12 protein-coding genes are annotated in these 16,777 nt (G+C 56.2%); 4 read left to right on the top strand and 8 right to left on the bottom strand.

What is annotated here, in order from left to right:
* Nucleotides 1-2 precede the first annotated feature (2 nt).
* The 4 genes from UR289_RS11740 to UR289_RS11755 form a co-directional block, all read right to left on the bottom strand.
* Nucleotides 3-2,669 (bottom strand): putative virulence factor, encoded by a 2,667-nt coding sequence (locus UR289_RS11740; RefSeq protein WP_064673170.1) that lies wholly within the window; start codon nucleotides 2,667-2,669, stop codon nucleotides 3-5.
* Entirely contained in the window at nucleotides 2,669-5,674 is a 3,006-nt protein-coding gene (locus UR289_RS11745; RefSeq protein ID WP_320710194.1) for a virulence factor SrfB, read from the bottom strand. The genes UR289_RS11740 and UR289_RS11745 overlap by 1 nt, the downstream gene beginning before the upstream one ends.
* Nucleotides 5,675-7,048, bottom strand: coding sequence for an SrfA family protein (locus UR289_RS11750; protein WP_320710195.1), 1,374 nt, complete (start codon nucleotides 7,046-7,048; stop codon nucleotides 5,675-5,677).
* Nucleotides 7,049-7,297: 249 nt separating this feature from the next.
* The gene (locus tag UR289_RS11755) at nucleotides 7,298-8,518 is read right to left on the bottom strand and encodes a VWA domain-containing protein (RefSeq protein ID WP_033144537.1); all 1,221 of its coding nucleotides are present in this window, start codon (nucleotides 8,516-8,518) and stop codon (nucleotides 7,298-7,300) included.
* Between the two features lie 332 nt (nucleotides 8,519-8,850).
* On the opposite strand from UR289_RS11755, the gene UR289_RS11760 reads away from it, so the two are divergent.
* The gene (locus UR289_RS11760) at nucleotides 8,851-9,972 is read left to right on the top strand and encodes a cupin domain-containing protein (protein ID WP_033144538.1); all 1,122 of its coding nucleotides are present in this window, start codon (nucleotides 8,851-8,853) and stop codon (nucleotides 9,970-9,972) included.
* A gap of 99 nt (nucleotides 9,973-10,071) precedes the next feature.
* On the opposite strand, the gene UR289_RS11765 is transcribed toward UR289_RS11760, so the two are convergent.
* Entirely contained in the window at nucleotides 10,072-11,487 is a 1,416-nt protein-coding gene (locus tag UR289_RS11765; RefSeq protein WP_033144539.1) for a PLP-dependent aminotransferase family protein, read from the bottom strand.
* Nucleotides 11,488-11,663: 176 nt separating this feature from the next.
* Between UR289_RS11765 and UR289_RS11770 the strand changes: the two genes are divergently transcribed.
* Entirely contained in the window at nucleotides 11,664-11,825 is a 162-nt protein-coding gene (locus tag UR289_RS11770) for a DUF1127 domain-containing protein (protein ID WP_023334364.1), read from the top strand.
* A 94-nt stretch (nucleotides 11,826-11,919) separates the two neighbouring features.
* Here the strand turns inward: UR289_RS11770 and UR289_RS11775 are convergent, their stop codons facing one another.
* Nucleotides 11,920-12,174 carry a DUF4282 domain-containing protein gene (locus UR289_RS11775; protein ID WP_032660945.1) on the bottom strand — a complete coding sequence of 85 codons (255 nt, stop codon included), beginning with the start codon at nucleotides 12,172-12,174 and terminating at the stop codon, nucleotides 11,920-11,922.
* 81 nt (nucleotides 12,175-12,255) lie between these two features.
* Nucleotides 12,256-13,644 carry a PLP-dependent aminotransferase family protein gene (locus UR289_RS11780; RefSeq protein ID WP_320710199.1) on the bottom strand — a complete coding sequence of 463 codons (1,389 nt, stop codon included), beginning with the start codon at nucleotides 13,642-13,644 and terminating at the stop codon, nucleotides 12,256-12,258.
* A 102-nt stretch (nucleotides 13,645-13,746) separates the two neighbouring features.
* On the opposite strand from UR289_RS11780, the gene UR289_RS11785 reads away from it, so the two are divergent.
* Nucleotides 13,747-14,226, top strand: coding sequence for a carboxymuconolactone decarboxylase family protein (locus tag UR289_RS11785; RefSeq protein ID WP_014882392.1), 480 nt, complete (start codon nucleotides 13,747-13,749; stop codon nucleotides 14,224-14,226).
* Here the strand turns inward: UR289_RS11785 and UR289_RS11790 are convergent.
* The gene (locus tag UR289_RS11790; protein WP_221702827.1) at nucleotides 14,213-15,115 is read right to left on the bottom strand and encodes a LysR family transcriptional regulator; all 903 of its coding nucleotides are present in this window, start codon (nucleotides 15,113-15,115) and stop codon (nucleotides 14,213-14,215) included. The genes UR289_RS11785 and UR289_RS11790 overlap by 14 nt on opposite strands.
* A gap of 100 nt (nucleotides 15,116-15,215) precedes the next feature.
* Here UR289_RS11790 and UR289_RS11795 point away from each other — a divergent pair, with 100 nt between their 5' ends.
* Complete coding sequence (locus UR289_RS11795) at nucleotides 15,216-16,631, top strand: aldehyde dehydrogenase family protein (RefSeq protein ID WP_320710202.1); 1,416 nt, start codon at nucleotides 15,216-15,218, stop codon at nucleotides 16,629-16,631.
* The last annotated feature ends 146 nt before the right edge of the window (nucleotides 16,632-16,777 follow it).

Genomic DNA, 16,777 nt, shown 5'->3' on the forward strand with positions numbered 1-16,777 from the left:
AGTTACTCCTTTGCCAATTTAATCTGGCGGAGAATGACGCCCAGATTTTCGTTCTGCGCGACGCTAATCTCGCGTCCGGCAGAATGACCTGCGTTTTCGGTAATGAGTGCTTCCAGGCCAACCAGCCAGTCGATGATAAAGAAAGCACTGTAGTTCAGCTGTTGCGGCGTCAGGCGTGCCAAGCGTTCATCACCTTTCCAGACCACGCTGTCGCACGTTGGTGGACGGGTAAAGATCGGCTGTTCGGGCTGGTTGAGACGGGCTGGGCGTTTCGATTCCGGCATATTTTGATAGCCCAGCCAGGTGATGAAATCGCTCATCACGTGAAGCACGCGTGAAACCTGACGCTCGACCATACGTTCGCGACGAACGCCAGCCTGCTCGGTATTTTTCATTGCATTGACCAGCGCGTCCTCGACACGTGAACGCAATAACCCCGTGATCAATTCGTCTACCAGCGCTTCGGCAATCGGGCGCGGAAGACTGATGTAGTTGAGCATGGCGGCGGTTTCAGGCAGGCCGCGCAGATGGTTAATCCAGAGCTGAACGCTCTGGTGCGCGAAAGCGATCTCATGGCTGTGCGTCGTCACCGCAGTTGCGCTGCTTTCGAAAGCATCTTCCACACCGATATCAAAGAATCCTGCATCTTCTTCTTCTGCTTCAGGCGCAGACAGGGTCGTTTGCTGCATGTAAAGTGCATGGAGATCGCGGCGTGCCGGAACCAACCGCGCCAGCAGTTCGCCGTGCATGCCGCTGCGTTTTTTCAGGGTGGCAAGGATCTCTTGCGCAATTCGGGATTTTCTGGACAGCTCTTCTTCGCCGTCCGGCTGGTACCAGTTCCCCAGTCCCCCTTCGACCAGTTCGTGGCGGATCTCGTCGAGCTGTTCTGCGATCCGCTCCAGTTTCAGTTCAGGGCGGGCGACGCGGGTCAGATAATCGGCCATTCGGCGCATACCACCGTCGTTGAGGGTGAGCATCGCATCCCAGGCTTCAGCAGGGTTCGCGATGTAGCGAGCGACAGCTTCATCTTCAAGGAAGGTTTTCCGCATCAGTGCTAGCTGCCCGCCATTGTCGTCGTTGAAAGCCGCTTCACTACCTGCGTTCATGCGAATAAAGGGCGTTTGCTGGCGCGGTTTGCGTACCAGGAACGTGTTATTGAACGCCTGACCCTGGCTCCATTCCTGCATCCATTTGTACTGGCCAAAACGCTCGGTCATCGCCATTTTGATCATCCCGCCAAGCCCCCAGGACTGGCGAAGAAGTGCTTCGTCATGGGAAAGGTTTTGGCTAATGCGCAGATCAAACATGGTTAATGCCCAGACTAGGCCAGGTAAGCGACGACCACGCGCGTCGGCATCAGCGCCCTGGGTGTAACGGATCCACTCGTCCAGAACGCCGCCCACTTCTTTGACATCGGACTGTTTTGTTGAGGCCGTACACACCACCAGGACATTCATCTCCTGGTTTTCGGTGTAGCGTTCAAAAAGATAGGCCACTTTTCCGCGCAAAATTAACTGCGCTAGCGGGTTGCTCTCTGCATTTTTAACCTCGCGAGTGACATCACTCATGGACTCCACCGCCAGACGGCCGCGATAACCCGGGAAATCAAGCAAGTCGACGGCTTCGAAGATTGTTTCGCGAGGCGGAGCCATTAGCGGGATATGCAATTCAACGGTAAGCGCAGTGAGCTCTGCCAGCGATAGCGAAATAGACGCACCCGTTTGCCCATTTACCACAGGACAGACTTCAATAGTCTGATCCGACGGGGTATTCAGCCGCTCCAGCATATCGACGTTCATGATGCTATCCCGCTGGATAAGCAGGCCGTTTTCGTTACGAACCAGCGTGCTCAGCGGGGCACGCAGCTCCTGCACTCCACCGAGACGCTGTAGCGTGTTGGCAAAACGGATATAGGCATTGGTTAGTTCTGGTACTTCGCCCCATAAAACGGAGAAAAGCTGGCCGCGATCTTCAACAGAAAGCCATGGTGCGAGGCTTACTGCCTGTGGCCAGTAGGTCAGGGCAAAACGGCTTTGCGTTTTCTCAGCATGGCGGATGAGGTAATCCCAAAAAGAAACTACGTCATCTTCGGTCACGCCAGGGCTGCGGGAGGTCAGGCGTCGTTTCGACAGGGACGTTAACAGATCGCTGATGCGTTTTTCATCGAACTGCCAGTCAAATTTTTCCTGGTTGAAGTCATGGATGAATGCGTTGGCGAGGATCTTCCCCATTTCCACTTCGTTGAAGAGCTGTAACGTGACAGGCCAGCGGTCGTCTGAGCTCTGAGCACTGCGGCTAAACCGGGTAACAAGACCCGTCGCCTCTTTGCCGCCGCCAGGCGGGTTGATGTGGGTCAAAAAATCGAGCTGATTGCCGCCGAGGCGTGTTTCCAGCTTTCCGTTTTCACCCGCAGCCAGCGCGGAAATGAGATACGATTTGCCTGCCTGCGACAAGCCAAAGAAGCCGATTGTCATCGGTTTCGCTGCGGCCTGCGCCAATCTGCGTGCTTTGTTACGGCTGCGGCGCAAGTTCATGGTCAGGCGATCGGCTTCAGTGTTCAGGCGCGGCGCGTCCTGACGAACGCTTGCGATCCAGTCAATGGCCCGGCCTGCACCTTGTTCGACGCCATTCCAGCCCTGGATAATGGTGTTGGGATGAATAGTGCTCATTAGCTTTTAATACTCCCGCTATCCAGCCAGTAATGGGTTTCACTCAGCCCATTACCGACCATTGTGTTCAACTGGAATGCAACATCTCTACGACCATAACCGCGCTGTGCGTTTTTCATTTCCATCGAGCCAATCTGGAAGCGCTCCGGACTGACCGGTTCTTCGCTACTACGTCCACGTCCCTGTTCTGCGGTTAAACCGATGCTTATTACAGCATCACCCGACAGCTCGCTTGCCAGGTTCACACTGGTAATTTTTAGGGTGTAAAGTGCGGTCGATGGCCAGCGTTCGTTATCAAGCTGGCGAAAACCGATACGCACTTCCCCCCGTGCTTCAAAGCCTTTCCCTTCCGGTAACTGGAAATCAGCGGAGTCCAAATCAACGTCGCGATAGGCGACATTGCTGTCTTTAATCACATTGTTTCCATCAAGCATCCCGACATAGCGGATGGTTGAATAAGGCTTAAAGTTCGCAGTGCGGAAGAAGAAGTTGTTGAGCCTGGATTTCTCCGCTAACAGGCACAGCATCGCCCCCACAACGGCTGTCGATTTCGGATCGTCAATGCATCCTTTCTTGTTAAACGGATACCAGCCACCGGTTTCATAACCGTGGAGTGGCAGCACGCGAGAAGGGGGAACAGGTTGAAGCTGGCGAATGAGCGCTTGGATTCCCGGCAGGCGGGATGGACGACCGGTTAAAAGTAATACATCGCAGTTGTAGTGCCAAAGCACTTCGCACAACGCGCGCAGGCTGTGGCAAATGTTCATTCGCCCGCTGCGAGGGTCGATAAATTCATTGTGCAGACGCGCAAGATCCAACTCCAGCGGTACATCCAGAATGGAGAACGGTACTTCGCTCGCAAGCTGTCCGGAACGGGCAACGTCGTTGACGTAATCCTGTACTTTCTCGGTTGGAAGATTATCGGCAAGTAGCTCACGGAAAGTGTAATTCAGTATCTCCCGCCCATTTTCCGGGGAGTACTCTTCATAGCGATGCAAAATAGATAACGCCAGAGGCGCGAAGATCTGCAATGTAAGCTGCTGACGTAATACCTGTTTTCCGGCTTCGATCGATTCACTACCGAACAGTTGTGACATCATTGATTCGGCTGCAAGATCGCTGTGGCCGACTTTGGTCATGGCCGCTTTTACTGCTGGCTGGAGGAAAAGCCGTATAACATCCAGCAGTATGTCGTCGCCTGCTACCTTAAACCCTTCACGGAAAAGCTGTTTCGGGGTAATCCGGACGTTAATGCCCTGGCCTTCATCCAGCGTGTAGCGAGAAATGACGAGATCGGTCGTTCCTCCGCCAATGTCAATCGACGCGATTTTTAATGAGCGTGTATCGCTGGTGTCCTTTTGAGTATCGGGACGGCGAGTAGCTGCAAAAAATTCGTCCGTGCGACCGCCAAAGTAGTTCTGCGTTTCGTTATAGAGATATACCAACTGCCCACATGTGGCTTCGTCCCACTTCACGTGTACGCCTGGATGGGCGTATTTCAAGCACTGCGGGTCATCGCCTTCATAATCCATCTCTTCCCAGCCGAGCGCTTTCCAGACCATGCGGATAGCGTCATGCATGCTCTCCTCAAAGATAGCGCGCTCAGGCTTTGGCATCGCCGGAGGGACAGTCATAATGACATTTCGTAAACGACGCGGTGTGCTGGCGTGGTTCATCTTCAGCCGCTGTGAAGGGCTGTTGATTTGCATGAGAGCCTGGCTTAATACCTCTGACAACATCATCGTCATCAGCGAGCTACGACTGTATACCGGCGTGAAGACGGGCATACGGTCTTCTTCATTTTTCAGGCGAATGAGCAATTTCCCCTGATCGTTGACCATATACAGCAGCGGTGCTGCAGTGGCTAACGGCTCTCTGTCACTTTTCACGAAGGCCTGGCTAAAGCGCCATCCCGGTGAATAGGGTTGATCGTCCCAGAGGTAGCGTTTAGGGCTGGAGATCCCTGTTGAGCCCTCGGTACCCAGGCGTTGAGCCGCCATTCTGAAGGCTTCTCCGCCGACGCGTCCAATGGTTGGCCATGTGAAGGCATCGCTGCGCCCGCTTTTTAGCGAGAAATCCTGCTTGCCGAATTCGGCCTGGGCAAACTCGAGACGGCTGTCAAAAGGCTCGTTATAAACAAATTGCGGTTGGCTCAAATCTCGGAGCTGAAGCTGATAAAGTTGAGAAAGCCCTTTATTGTCGTCACGATGTTCTTCGATCAGGATGCCGCAGCTACGTGAGTTACCAATGTCCAGCACGAGATCTACAGGTATCGCTGAGTCCCGGATTTTTACGTCGTTGACCTGTACTTCAGGAACGACAATCGTCGTCGCCAGGACATGCAGCAGGTTAAGATAATGCGCCTGATGTTCCTTCTGCAGTAGTTGTTCATCAATGTCATCAATATGTTGGCGTAATACTTCGCGAGCCTGAGTACTGAAAATTTCCCGTAGCCATTCATTCACCCATGGCAGTGAGAGAAACTCCCCCATCTCGTGAGGATGGCGTGCCAGAGCAAATCCCGCCCCTGAACGGATATCATCCTCGCCCGGTGCGAGATACTGCGTATTCTCGCGATCCGGGAAAATTTTGGTATCAAAAATCAGAGTAGCGCGCCAGGTATTGCCCTTTTCATCCGGCTCAGGCAGTTCATGGAACTGGACGCGTGACCAGTTATACGGCCCGTGAGCAAAGGCTCGTGGCGGGTTGAAGCGGAAAAATGGCAGCGGTAACCAGAGGCCGCGATAGAGGCGTAGCGACTCTTCGGTCGTCAATGTGTAGTCGGAGTCTGCGTAGCGAGGAGGTTCGCTGTCAGGCTGAGGGATCTGCAGCTTATCTTCCCTCTCATTATAGATAAGCCGCATAATAGCCTCGTCGCCCTGTTGACGAAGAAATTCCCCATATTCTTTACGCGTTGGCAGGGTAAAGGCGAAATCAAGGAACTGGATCCCGCTGTCGCGAATAAGTTTGACCTGTTTTTTAAAATCAGTGAGTTCAGCGAGCATTTACTGACTTGCCTCCTGCTTCATCGAAATAGGGAAAAGTGTTTTGGCGTCGTAACGGCCTTTGCAATCCGCAATGTTTTGCGCGCCGGGAGCACACAGAATTTCTGGCATTTGGTAGCGTGAGCCATCGGAGCACTGTGCTTCTCCCTGATTGTTAATGGCGAGATGACCTGACTGAATGGCCGCGTTGACCGCGCCACGACAGGTCACACCGTCGCCACGGATCATCTGTACTTCGCCCTTACCGTCATTGATTTGGTAACTCAGACTAAGGGGCTTTCCTGTGCGTTGATCCTGAATACCAGCCCCTGCGTGCCAGTTCCCGTCCAGAAAACGGGTGTTTCCTTGGGCCAGTGAAGATGCGGGCAGGGTCAACGGGACTTTAGCGCCAGTTGAGGTATTGGCCGATGGCGCTTCGAGAGCAGGTGCTGTTCCGCCGGGATGAGGGCTATTCGTGGCTGACGCAGGATCCACAGCAGATGCCGTTGCTGCTGCGCTTTGTGACGGCGTTTGTAATGCTGATTGCTCTTGTGACGTTGTGAGTGAAGTGCCCGTGGTGCTTAAAATCTCACTGCCCGTTGTCGAATGCAGGTTCGCCTTAGACGTTGTTGTGCTGATGATGGCCCTTGACGACGGCGCAAGAGATTCGGCTGTTGGAAGGTGGGGCGCGGGCAAAGCGGGTACGGAAGATGAAATACCAGGTATCGTTATGCCTGGCATGCAACCCCGTAAGAACAGTAACGCTAAAAGGAGTAACAGAAGTAGCGGCAGTAGCCAACGCAACCATGCGGGTAAGAGCAACCACCAGCGTCCTTTGGCGGGCCTTTGATGCGTGAAAGTGCGTTCTGGTATCACCGGTTCAATACTGGCTGATTGCGGAGGCAAGGCTGTAGATATTGGACGCAAACAGTCTAACGGCTCGATGCGGGCCTGGTTAGTGGCGTTCACAAATCCCCAAAAACTGATGACTGGCTTTCCACCTACCAGCCACACGTGCTGCTGATCGGGGAATTGCATCGCTTTTTCAAGTAATTTCCCAAAGAGCCGGCGTTCCGGCTGCTGGCTTTGGGCAAATTCATTACTTATCTGGCGAAACGCTGCATGGGTGGTTTCGAGTTGCGCGAGCGCGGCCTGGCGCTCAGCTTCCGTTGCGGCCGTCCATGGAATAACGTCACCGGCCAGCGGGGCATACCAGTCGATTCGATCGCCATGCTCGCTGATTTGCGGGATGGCTAAAGTGTCAGCAACCGCCGTTTGTTTTCTAAGTCGTAGGGTTTCACGCAGCTGTAATGCGGAAATATATACTGCCTGTCCATTCTCACCCATCGACTGATATTTATCGAGCTTGTCACTGCATAGAAAAATTTCTTTCACGCTGCATGCCTTTGCTGTTAAACGAACAAGTGAAAGCAAGTTCCACTGTGAAAAAGGACGCCGCAAATACGCCGGGTAATCTGCGTCAATTGTTTATGGCAACAAAATATTGAGTATTATCGGCAAATGGCCGAAAACGTTTAGACCTAAACTAAACTTATTATTGGGACGTGCGCATATCCGATTGCCGCAAAAAAAGTTTCGCTGTGAAACTATATTTCTGGCAATGTATTCATTTTCTCTAATGTGTTAATCACAACCCTGCGGTATATATTCCTTCACGGCGTTGTTCATCATCTTATTAAACTCCTGCGTATTATTGACAGCAAATACCTTTCCACCTGTATTGCTGGCAATACAGTTTCCGGCGCCGGTATTCATGATATCGACAACATTGACCTGTAATCGGGGCTTACGTTTTTTTAGCTCAAGCGCGACATCGCAAGGCGAGCCTCCGCATGTCTCTTCCCCGTCCGTCACCAGTAGAATTATGGCATCACGGTCAACGCCATTAACTCGTTTCCCCGCCTCTTCTAACGCCTCTGCCAGAGCGGTTTTACCCACCGGCTGGATTTTATCAATTAACTTTTTTAGCTCAGCGCGTTGTTCCGGCAGGAAAGCCGGAGTTGCGTTCACCTGGTGGCAATTAGCTGCGGCAATAAGGCTAATGTCCATGTCATTTGGCACGTCATCGATAATGTGTTTAGCGGATTGATGCGCGAGCGTAATGCGACGAGGTTCACGATCGATACCGGGTACAGGTTTATCCTGCATCCACCGCATTATCTCTTCTGGTGTGGCATCCATGCTCATGGCCATAGAGCCAGAAGCATCAAAAATAATAACCATTTCAGGTGCCTGCTGTTTTGTCCGCTGTGCCGGGCAGAGCATTTTGACCTGATGCTCAGGGGCTGGCTGGACGGGAGAAACGGCAGGAGTGGCTACTTTGACAGTCGGCCAGCAGCCGCGCAGGAGAACAAGAGCCAGAAGCAGAGCCAGTGCTAAAAGCCCCAGCCATAACCACCCACGCTTTTTAGCCAGCGGTTCTGCCGGCAACTTAGTTTCAGGCATGATGTCCCAGCCTGTAATCACAGGCTGACCGTCAACGATCCATATTCTTTCTGGTGAGGGCTGTCTGGCTATTTTTGCCAGTAACTGCAGTGTTTCGGGAGAAGTCTGCGCGCTAGTCGAGAGTGTTTGATGAAGTTGAGTGAGTGCCGCCAGCTTTTGTGAGAGGAGTATGGCGATTTTGTCTCGCTCAACGACGTTTAAAGCGTTAAAGCGTTGGGGTTTACCATTTATTTCGCTATACCATTCAACCGCACCATCTTCAGCCTGCTGAGGGCGGGCAAAAAGATTGAGATAAGTTTTAGAAAGGTGTCGGTCAATAAGATTATTTAAGGCAGAAAACGTTGAAATATATTCTTGTAAGCAATGTTCGCTTTCAACAGTCCTTGTGATTCTAATCATTGCCTTTAATGAGCCAGGTATGCAAAAGAAAATAGCTTAGAGCTAAATATAAAGAATGACAATCTCTAATGCTAATCTTGTTCTTAAAATTAAAAAACTACCAGTTTTAAGAGGTAAGATGCCTTGAGTAAAAGTAAACGTCGGACGGGGGAAAAGGTTCAGGAAAAATTATCATTTAAGTTTTACTTTAATACCACTTCACCTAATGACCAGGTTTAATCATTGCCAACACGCGCGTGGCAGGCAAATCATCTGCGCTTGACCCACGACAAAGCAGCCCTCCACGCTCTCCACCATAATCGCGCCTGTTTCCCCTCTCACTGGTGCTACCCATGGCGTATCAACTGAACCTGAACTGGCCGGAATTTCTTGAGAAATACTGGCAAAAACAACCCGTAGTGCTGAAAAATGCCTTCCCGAATTTTGTCGACCCGATCACCCCGGACGAGCTGGCAGGGCTGGCGATGGAGCCGGAAGTCGATAGCCGTCTGGTGAGCCATTTCAACGGCAAATGGCAGGCCAGCAATGGTCCGTTTGAGCACTTTGACGATCTGGGTGAAACCGGCTGGTCGCTGCTGGCGCAGGCGGTGAACCACTGGCATATGCCCGCCGCGGAGCTGGTGCGTCCGTTCCGCGTCCTGCCGGACTGGCGTCTGGACGACCTGATGATCTCCTTCTCCGTGCCGGGCGGCGGCGTGGGTCCGCATATCGATCAGTACGACGTGTTCATCATTCAGGGGATGGGCAGCCGCCGCTGGCGCGTGGGCGACAAGCTGCCGATGCGTCAGTTCTGCCCGCATCCTGCGCTGCTGCATGTCGATCCGTTCGAGCCGATCATCGACGAAGATCTGGCCCCGGGCGATATCCTCTACATCCCGCCTGGATTCCCGCACGACGGCTTTACCCATGAGACGGCGCTCAACTACTCCGTCGGTTTCCGCGGGCCGAACGGTCGCGATCTGATCAGCAGCTTCGCCGATTACGCGCTGGAAAACGATCTGGGGGGCGAGCACTACAGCGATCCGGATCTGACCTGTCGCGAACACCCGGGCCGCGTGGAGCAGTACGAACTCGATCGCATTCGCCAGATGATGTTCGACATGATTAGCAAGCCGGATGATTTCACAAAATGGTTCGGCAGCTTTGTCTCCACGCCGCGCCACGAGCTGGATATCGCCACCGCCGAGCCGCCGTACGCGCCGGAAGAGGTGCTGGACGCGCTGCAGGGCGGCGAAACGCTGTCTCGCCTGAGCGGCCTGCGCGTGCTGAACGTCAACGGCAGCTTCTTTATCAACAGCGAACAGCTGGAGACGGTAGACGCGAAAGCGGCGGATGCGCTGTGCCGCTACACCGAACTCGGCCAGGCCGAGCTGGGCGATGCGCTGAATAACCCGGCGTTTGTTGAAGAGCTCACCGGGCTGATTAACCAGGGATACTGGTACTTCGACGAGTAACCTGCCTGTTGCCCGGTGGCGCTGCGCTTACCGGGCCTACAGGATCGGTTTTCTCCCTCTCCCTGTGGGAGAGGGTCGGGGTGAGGGCATCAGGCCGCACTACTCCTCCATCGCAATCACAATCGCTTCACCCATCTTCTTCAACGCCTCGCGATTCTTCTCCGTCGGCGGCAGCGCCACGTTGATCCGCAGACAGTTGCGGTACTTCCCGGAGGCGGAAAACAGCGATCCGGCCGCGGCCTGGATCTTCAGCCGACACAGCTGCTTGCTGACGCACACCATATCGACCTTCTCCGGCAGCTCAATCCACAGCAGGAAGCTGCCCTGCGGGCGCGTGACGCAAATCTCTGCCGGAAAATACTGCCGCACCCAGCAGGTGTAGGTTTCCATATTCTGCTGATAAATCTGGCGCATACGGCGCACGTGGCGATGGTAATGGCCGTCGCGAATAAACGCCGCCACCGCCATCTGCGTACCCGGCACGTTAAACCCGCCTGCGGCGTATTTCATGTGCATCACCCGGTCGTAATAGCGCCCCGGCACAATCCAGCCGACGCGCAGGCCCGGCGCCACGGTTTTGGTAAACGAGCTGCAGAGGATCACGCGGCCGTCGATATCCATCGAATGAATGGTGCGCGGGCGCGGGTACTCCGCCGCCAGCTCGCCGTAAATGTCATCCTCCACGATCACGATATCGTGCCGCTGGGCCAGGGCTAAGACCTGCTTTTTCCGCGCTTCCGGCATGATAAACCCGAGCGGGTTATTGCAGTTGGGCACCAGAATCACGGCCTTGATCGGCCACTGCTCCAGCGCCAGCTCTAATGCCTCGATGCTGATCCCGGTCTCGGGATCGGTAGGAATTTCAATCGCCTTGATGTCAAATCCGCGCAGCATCTGCATGGTGCCATGAAACGACGGCGACTCCACCGCCACGATATCCCCCGGCTTGCACACCGAGAGCAGGGCAATCGACAGCGCGCCGTGGCAGCCGTTGGTGATGACAATCTCGTTCGCTGCCACGGTGGAGCCGCCGTCCAGCATCAGGCGGGCGATCTGCTCGCGCAGCTCCAGGCGGCCGTCGAGCACGTCATAGCTCAGCATCTCGGCAGGGTTGTGCTGCGCGATGCGGCTCATCTCGCGCCACAGGGGCTTCAGGCTCGGCTGGTTAATATCCGGCGAGCCGCCGCCGAAGGAGATCATCTCTTTATCGGCACGGGCGTCCAGCAGCATCATCACCTCATCCCACTGGGTGACGTCCACGGGGCGCTGCACCGGTCGCGTCATGGCCGGAACCGGCGGCTGGGCCTTGCGCTGCGAGACAAAATAGCCGGAGCGCGGCTGAGGGGTGATCAGCTGGAGGTTTTCGAGGATCTGATAGGCCTGCTGTATGGTGCTGATACTCACGCCGTGCTCCTGGCTCAGCGTGCGCACCGACGGCAGACGTTCGCCGCTGCGATACAGCCCTTGTTCAATGCGTTCTGCCAGAAGGTTGGCGAGATGTTGATAGCGCGTCATGCTGTATCCTTTGTTTTCACCATACAGATTGTAAAACCAGTACAGATTGCCGTAAAAATTGGCATGCAGATACTGTTTTAGCGGATCTGTATGTTAAACAAAAGCTGTTTTTGAGTCTGTATTGCACAGGCCAATTTCCAGGATGATAACCCCACTGGTACAGTGAGGAGAGCATCATGGAATTCTATGAGAACCGTTCAAAACGTCCGTTCGTCGTGTTTGTCTGGATCGGCAAAACGATCTGCAACTGGTATCGCATCAACCGCACTCGCCGCATCCTGAGCCAGATGAGCGACGAGCAGCTCAAGGACGTTGGGTTGTCGCGGTATGATGTGTGAGCATAGGATTGCCCTGTGGCGCTACGCTTACCGGGCCTGCTCGATCCCGTAGGCCGGGTAAGGCTTAGCCGCCACCCGGCATATAAAAAGCGGATTATTCGGCAGATTTTACCGACGTGTTTTCAGCGATACGGCGCAAATATTCGTTGTTCTTGAACGCAACCATAATCAGTTCGAACATCACGCGGCATCCGACCAGGCTGCATATCGTACCGATAAAGCCCGTGATGAGGTGGTCGCTGAACATGGTATACACACCGCCCGCAAAAATAAGCAGCATGGCGATCCAGTAAAATAAGACCAGCACGCGTGGTGTTAATAAATAATCAAATCCCAAAATTGATTTCATTTTCTTTTCCTTAGAAATGTAAAAAAGCCATCAGATTATATCGATATTTTAAATCGGTGCTAATTGGGCAGATATCTGATTTCAGAGTAATATTTCAAGCGTCTCCCGTTTCGGCCTCTCCAGCAACGCCAGCGCCTCTTCATACGACCGCACGTTGTTATAGCCCATCACCAGCCCGTAGCGTTTGCCCGACCCGCAATACCACTCCGAAAGCGCATTCACCTGCAGCTGCTGTTCCTGCCAGCAGCGCGCCACTTCCCGGTCACCGCTTCCTCTGGTCAGGAACGCCACGATATGCATCCCGCCGTCATTTTGCTCGGTGAAAAACAGATCGCCATACACCTCGCGCAGGGCGGCAATCATCCAGTCGCGGCGGGTTTGATACAGCGCGCGCATCTTTTTCAGGTGACGGAAAAAATGCCCTTCGTTGAGAAACGCGGTGAGGATCTTTTGCGTCAGCACCGGCTGGCCCGTGGTGGTAATGTCCGCGCAGTCGGTAAAGGCCCCGACGGTGCTGGCGGGCATCACCACGTAGCCCATGCGCAGCGACGGCATGATGGTTTTACTGAAGGTGCCCATAAAAATCACCCGATCGTGCTGGTCGAGGCTTTTCAGCGACGGCAGCACCTTGCGGGTGTAGTGAAACTCACCGTCGTAATCGTCTTCGATGATCCACGCCTCGTTCTGGCTGGCCCAGTCGAGCAGCTGCTGCTTGCGCGGCAGGGAGAGGGTGACCGCCAGCGGGCTCTGGTGCGACGGGGTGACGATGGCAAAACGGGCGTCGCGATGGTGACGGAGCAGGTATTCCGTATCGATGCCGCAGCGATCGACCGGCACCGTGTGCAGGCGCGGCACGATCCGCTTGAGCAGCTGCTGGCCCATAAAGTAGCCCGGATCCTCAAACACTACCTTGTCGCTGCGGCTGGCGAGGGTGTCGAGGATCAGCCGCAGGCTGCCGCTGTAGCCGCTGGTGATCAGCACCTGTTCGGCGCTGCAGGACAGCCCACGTGAGATATTAAGATAGCTGGCGATGGCCTGGCGCAGCGGATACCAGCCCAGAACGGGCGGATTGAGCATCTCCTCCTGACGCATGGCGCGCGTCGCCTGACCCGCCAGCAACAACCATTTTTTATACGGGAAGCTGTCGAGGGCGGGGATGCCAGGGCGCAGAAACCCGGCCCGCTCGCGCTGGCTGATGAGCGATGCCGGAAGCGCGCCGGTGGGCTGCTCCGCTGGGGCACTCTTATCCGGCAACAGTAGATCCGGGTTGACCCGCGTGCCGCGCGCGCCCTGGCTCACCAGATACCCTTCCCCCGTCAGAATGGCATACGCCGTTTCGACGGTTTTACGCGCCACCTTCAGCTCTTCCGCCAGCACGCGGATAGCCGGCACCTTATCGCCCGGCTTCAGCACGCCGCGCGTGATGTTGTCGCGATAGCGGGAATAAATCTCGTGATAGCCCGGCTTCATGTCCTACCTCGTTTCACGCTTTTTGTGTCTTTTTACTATGTCATGAACGGCGTAGATTTGCCGCATCGCATGACATATGCCGCACAAAAAAGAGGAAAGACAATGAGCACTCGCGTTAACCACCACAAAGTTACACCCGCCCTCGCCAACGCGCTGTCTGCCCTGAGCATGGAGGTGGCAAAAACCTCCATCGACCCGGCGCTGAAGCACCTGATCGACATTCGCGTGTCGCAGCTGAACGGCTGTACCTTCTGCCTGGATATGCACTCGAAAGAGGCCAAAATTGCCGGCGAGCGCGAGCTGCGCCTGTACCATCTGGCGGCCTGGCGCGAGTCCCCGCTGTTCAGCGCCCGCGAGAAAGCCGCGCTGGCCTTCACCGAAGCGCTGACCCAGATTGGCGTTCACGGCGTGAGCGACGCGCTGTACCGCAGCGTGGCGGAGCACTTCTCGGACGTCGAGATTTCAGAGCTGAACTTCGCCATCGTGGCGATCAACGCCTGGAACCGTCTGGGGATCACCTCCCGCATGGCGCCGGGCTCGCTGGATGCGGCTTACGGGCTGAATAAGGCTAACCTGGAATAATCCCGCGCTCGCGGATCGTTGCCACCAGCGCCCGCAGGCCTGGCGGGACGTGGCGATGGCCGGGGTAGTACAGGCGCAGTCCGGCAAAGGGCTGCGCCCAGTCGTTTAGGACGCTCACCAGTTCTCCACGCTCCAGCTCTTCCCGGATATACAGCTCCGGCAAAAATCCCACCCCTAATCCCGCTTTTACCGCCCGGATCGAGGCAAAAAGATCGGACGTCGCAAAGCGCGGCGGCACGGCAAGGGCGTACGTTTCCCCCCGACGGGCCAGCTCCCAGCGGTAGATCCCGCCGTGGGCCATGCGCATGCCAATCCCCTGATGCGAAAGCAGATCGTCCGGCGTCTGCGGAATGCCGTGGCGTGCAAAATAGTCCGGCGTGGCGGTGACCAGCTGGCGGATCTCCCCGGTCAGCGGCACGGCGATCATGTCCTGCGGCACGGACTCTTCAAGGCGGATCCCCGCGTCATAGCCTTCCGCGACGATGTCGATCATTCGCGCTTCGCTGACGGTCTCTACGCGCATCTTCGGGTAGCGGATCATAAACTCGATCAGCAGCTGGTCCAGAAACAGGGCGCCGATATGGTTCGGCACGTTCAGACGCAGCGTGCCGGCGGGTTCCCCGGTGTCGCTGTGGATCTCCTCGCTGGCGAGACGGATCTCCTGCAGGGCCGGGCCGATACGTGCCACGTAGCGCTGTCCGGCGTCGGTGAGCGCCACGCTGCGGGTGGTGCGGTTAAAGAGGCGGGTATCAAGGCGGCTCTCCAGCCCGGCGATGGCGTTGCTGACCGCCGTGGCCGACATGCCCAGCTCCTGCGCGGCGGCGCGAAAGCTGCCGCGTCGCACGACCGCCATCACCACTTCCAGCTCTGTCAGACCTGAACGATGCATAGATTATCCTGAAAATCGAAACAACCCTTGCAGCATAGCGTGGATTATCGCAACGGAGAAGCCGTGACAGACTGTGCTCACACAGCCTGAGGAGGTTTATATGCACACCATCGAACAGATCTTTATTAACGGCGAATTTGTTACCCCGCACGGCACCGAGTGGTTTGATTTGTACAACCCGGCGACGGCGCAGGTCATCGGCCAGGTTCGTCTGGCGGACGAGGTTGACGCGGAGCGCGCCGTTGCGGCGGCGAAAGCGGCGTTTCCGGCGTGGTCGCAGACCACAAAGCAGGAACGCATCGCGGCGCTTAAACGTATGCACGCCGCCGTGGCCGCTCGCCACGACGATCTGCTGGAAGCGGTCATTGAAGAGTACGGCGCGCCCGCCTCGCGCTCGGCGTGGATGGCCAGCTATCCGGCGGAGGTGATTGCTCAGGCCATCGAGGCGCTGGAGGCGTTTGAGTTCGTCATTCCCGCAGGCGCAGCGACGGTGCAGATGACGCCGCTTGGCGTGGCCGGGCTTATCACGCCGTGGAACAGCGACGCGGGGTTTATCTGCGGCAAGTTGGCGGCCGCGCTGGCTGCGGGCTGTACGGCAGTCATCAAGCCGAGCGAAATGAGCGCCCTGCAAACACACATCATCACCGAAGCGCTGCGCGATGCCGCGCTGCCGGCGGGCGTGTTTAACATCGTCACCGGACGCGGCGAAACCGTCGGTGAAACCATCAGCCGTCATCCCGACGTGGCAAAAATCTCGTTTACCGGCTCGACGAATACCGGCAAGGCGATCCTGCGCAACGCGGCGGAGAGCTTTAAGCGCGTTACCCTGGAATTAGGCGGTAAATCGCCGACGATCCTGCTGGATGATGTGGATCTGGCGCAGGCGATCCCGCTGGTGATTCAGGCCGGATTTATGAACAGCGGGCAGGCGTGCGTGGCCGGAACGCGCATTCTGGTGCCGCAGGCGCGCAAGGCGGAGATCGAAGCCGCATTGGCGCAGGCCGTGGCGGCGGTGAAATCGGGCGATCCGCGCGATAGCGCGACGGATGTCGGCCCGATGGTCAGCGAAAAGCAGTGGCAGCGGGTGCAGGGCTATATCCGTAAAGGAATCGAAGAGGGCGCGCGCCTGCTGGCGGGTGGTGAAGGGAGACCAGACGGCACGCGAGACGGCTGGTTTGTGCGCCCTACGCTGTTTGCCGACGTGAACAACCAGATGACGGTCGCCCGTGATGAGATTTTCGGCCCGGTGCTGTGCGCGATCCCTTATCGTGACGAGGCGGAGGCTGTCGCCATTGCCAATGATACCGACTACGGACTGAGCGCGATGGTGCTGGGCGGCGATGCGAACCGCGCGCGACGCGTGGCGCAGCAGATTGTTTCCGGTCGCGTGCTGGTGAATACCCTTGCCCATGAGCCGAAGGCGCCGTTCGGCGGGTTTAAGCACTCCGGCGTGGGGCGCGAGATGGGCGAGTGGGGAATTCGGGCGTTTATGGAGCCGAAGTCGATTCTGAGCTAAAACCTGCCCGGTGGCGCTGCGCTTACCGGGCCTACAGGAGCCCACAGGCCGGATAAGCGCAGCGCCATCCGGCACAACATTTCGCTCTTTGCCGAAGCATCATTCCTCTCTACCCTGCATCCTCTCCCCGACATCACAACGGAGAG

This window comes from Enterobacter sp. 302C9 (genome assembly GCF_034106085.1).
Classification (GTDB): Bacteria; Pseudomonadota; Gammaproteobacteria; order Enterobacterales; family Enterobacteriaceae; genus Enterobacter; species Enterobacter asburiae_B.

Coding starts and splice junctions, on each gene's coding strand:
- UR289_RS11765 (WP_033144539.1), bottom strand. CDS start 11,487: ATGACGCGCTATCAACATCTCGCCAACCTTCTGGCAGAACGCATTGAA.
- UR289_RS11755 (WP_033144537.1), bottom strand. CDS start 8,518: ATGATTAGAATCACAAGGACTGTTGAAAGCGAACATTGCTTACAAGAA.
- UR289_RS11785 (WP_014882392.1), top strand. CDS start 13,747: ATGAGCACTCGCGTTAACCACCACAAAGTTACACCCGCCCTCGCCAAC.
- UR289_RS11775 (WP_032660945.1), bottom strand. CDS start 12,174: ATGAAATCAATTTTGGGATTTGATTATTTATTAACACCACGCGTGCTG.
- UR289_RS11745 (WP_320710194.1), bottom strand. CDS start 5,674: ATGCTCGCTGAACTCACTGATTTTAAAAAACAGGTCAAACTTATTCGC.
- UR289_RS11770 (WP_023334364.1), top strand. CDS start 11,664: ATGGAATTCTATGAGAACCGTTCAAAACGTCCGTTCGTCGTGTTTGTC.
- UR289_RS11790 (WP_221702827.1), bottom strand. CDS start 15,115: ATGCATCGTTCAGGTCTGACAGAGCTGGAAGTGGTGATGGCGGTCGTG.
- UR289_RS11760 (WP_033144538.1), top strand. CDS start 8,851: ATGGCGTATCAACTGAACCTGAACTGGCCGGAATTTCTTGAGAAATAC.
- UR289_RS11740 (WP_064673170.1), bottom strand. CDS start 2,669: ATGAGCACTATTCATCCCAACACCATTATCCAGGGCTGGAATGGCGTC.
- UR289_RS11795 (WP_320710202.1), top strand. CDS start 15,216: ATGCACACCATCGAACAGATCTTTATTAACGGCGAATTTGTTACCCCG.
- UR289_RS11780 (WP_320710199.1), bottom strand. CDS start 13,644: ATGAAGCCGGGCTATCACGAGATTTATTCCCGCTATCGCGACAACATC.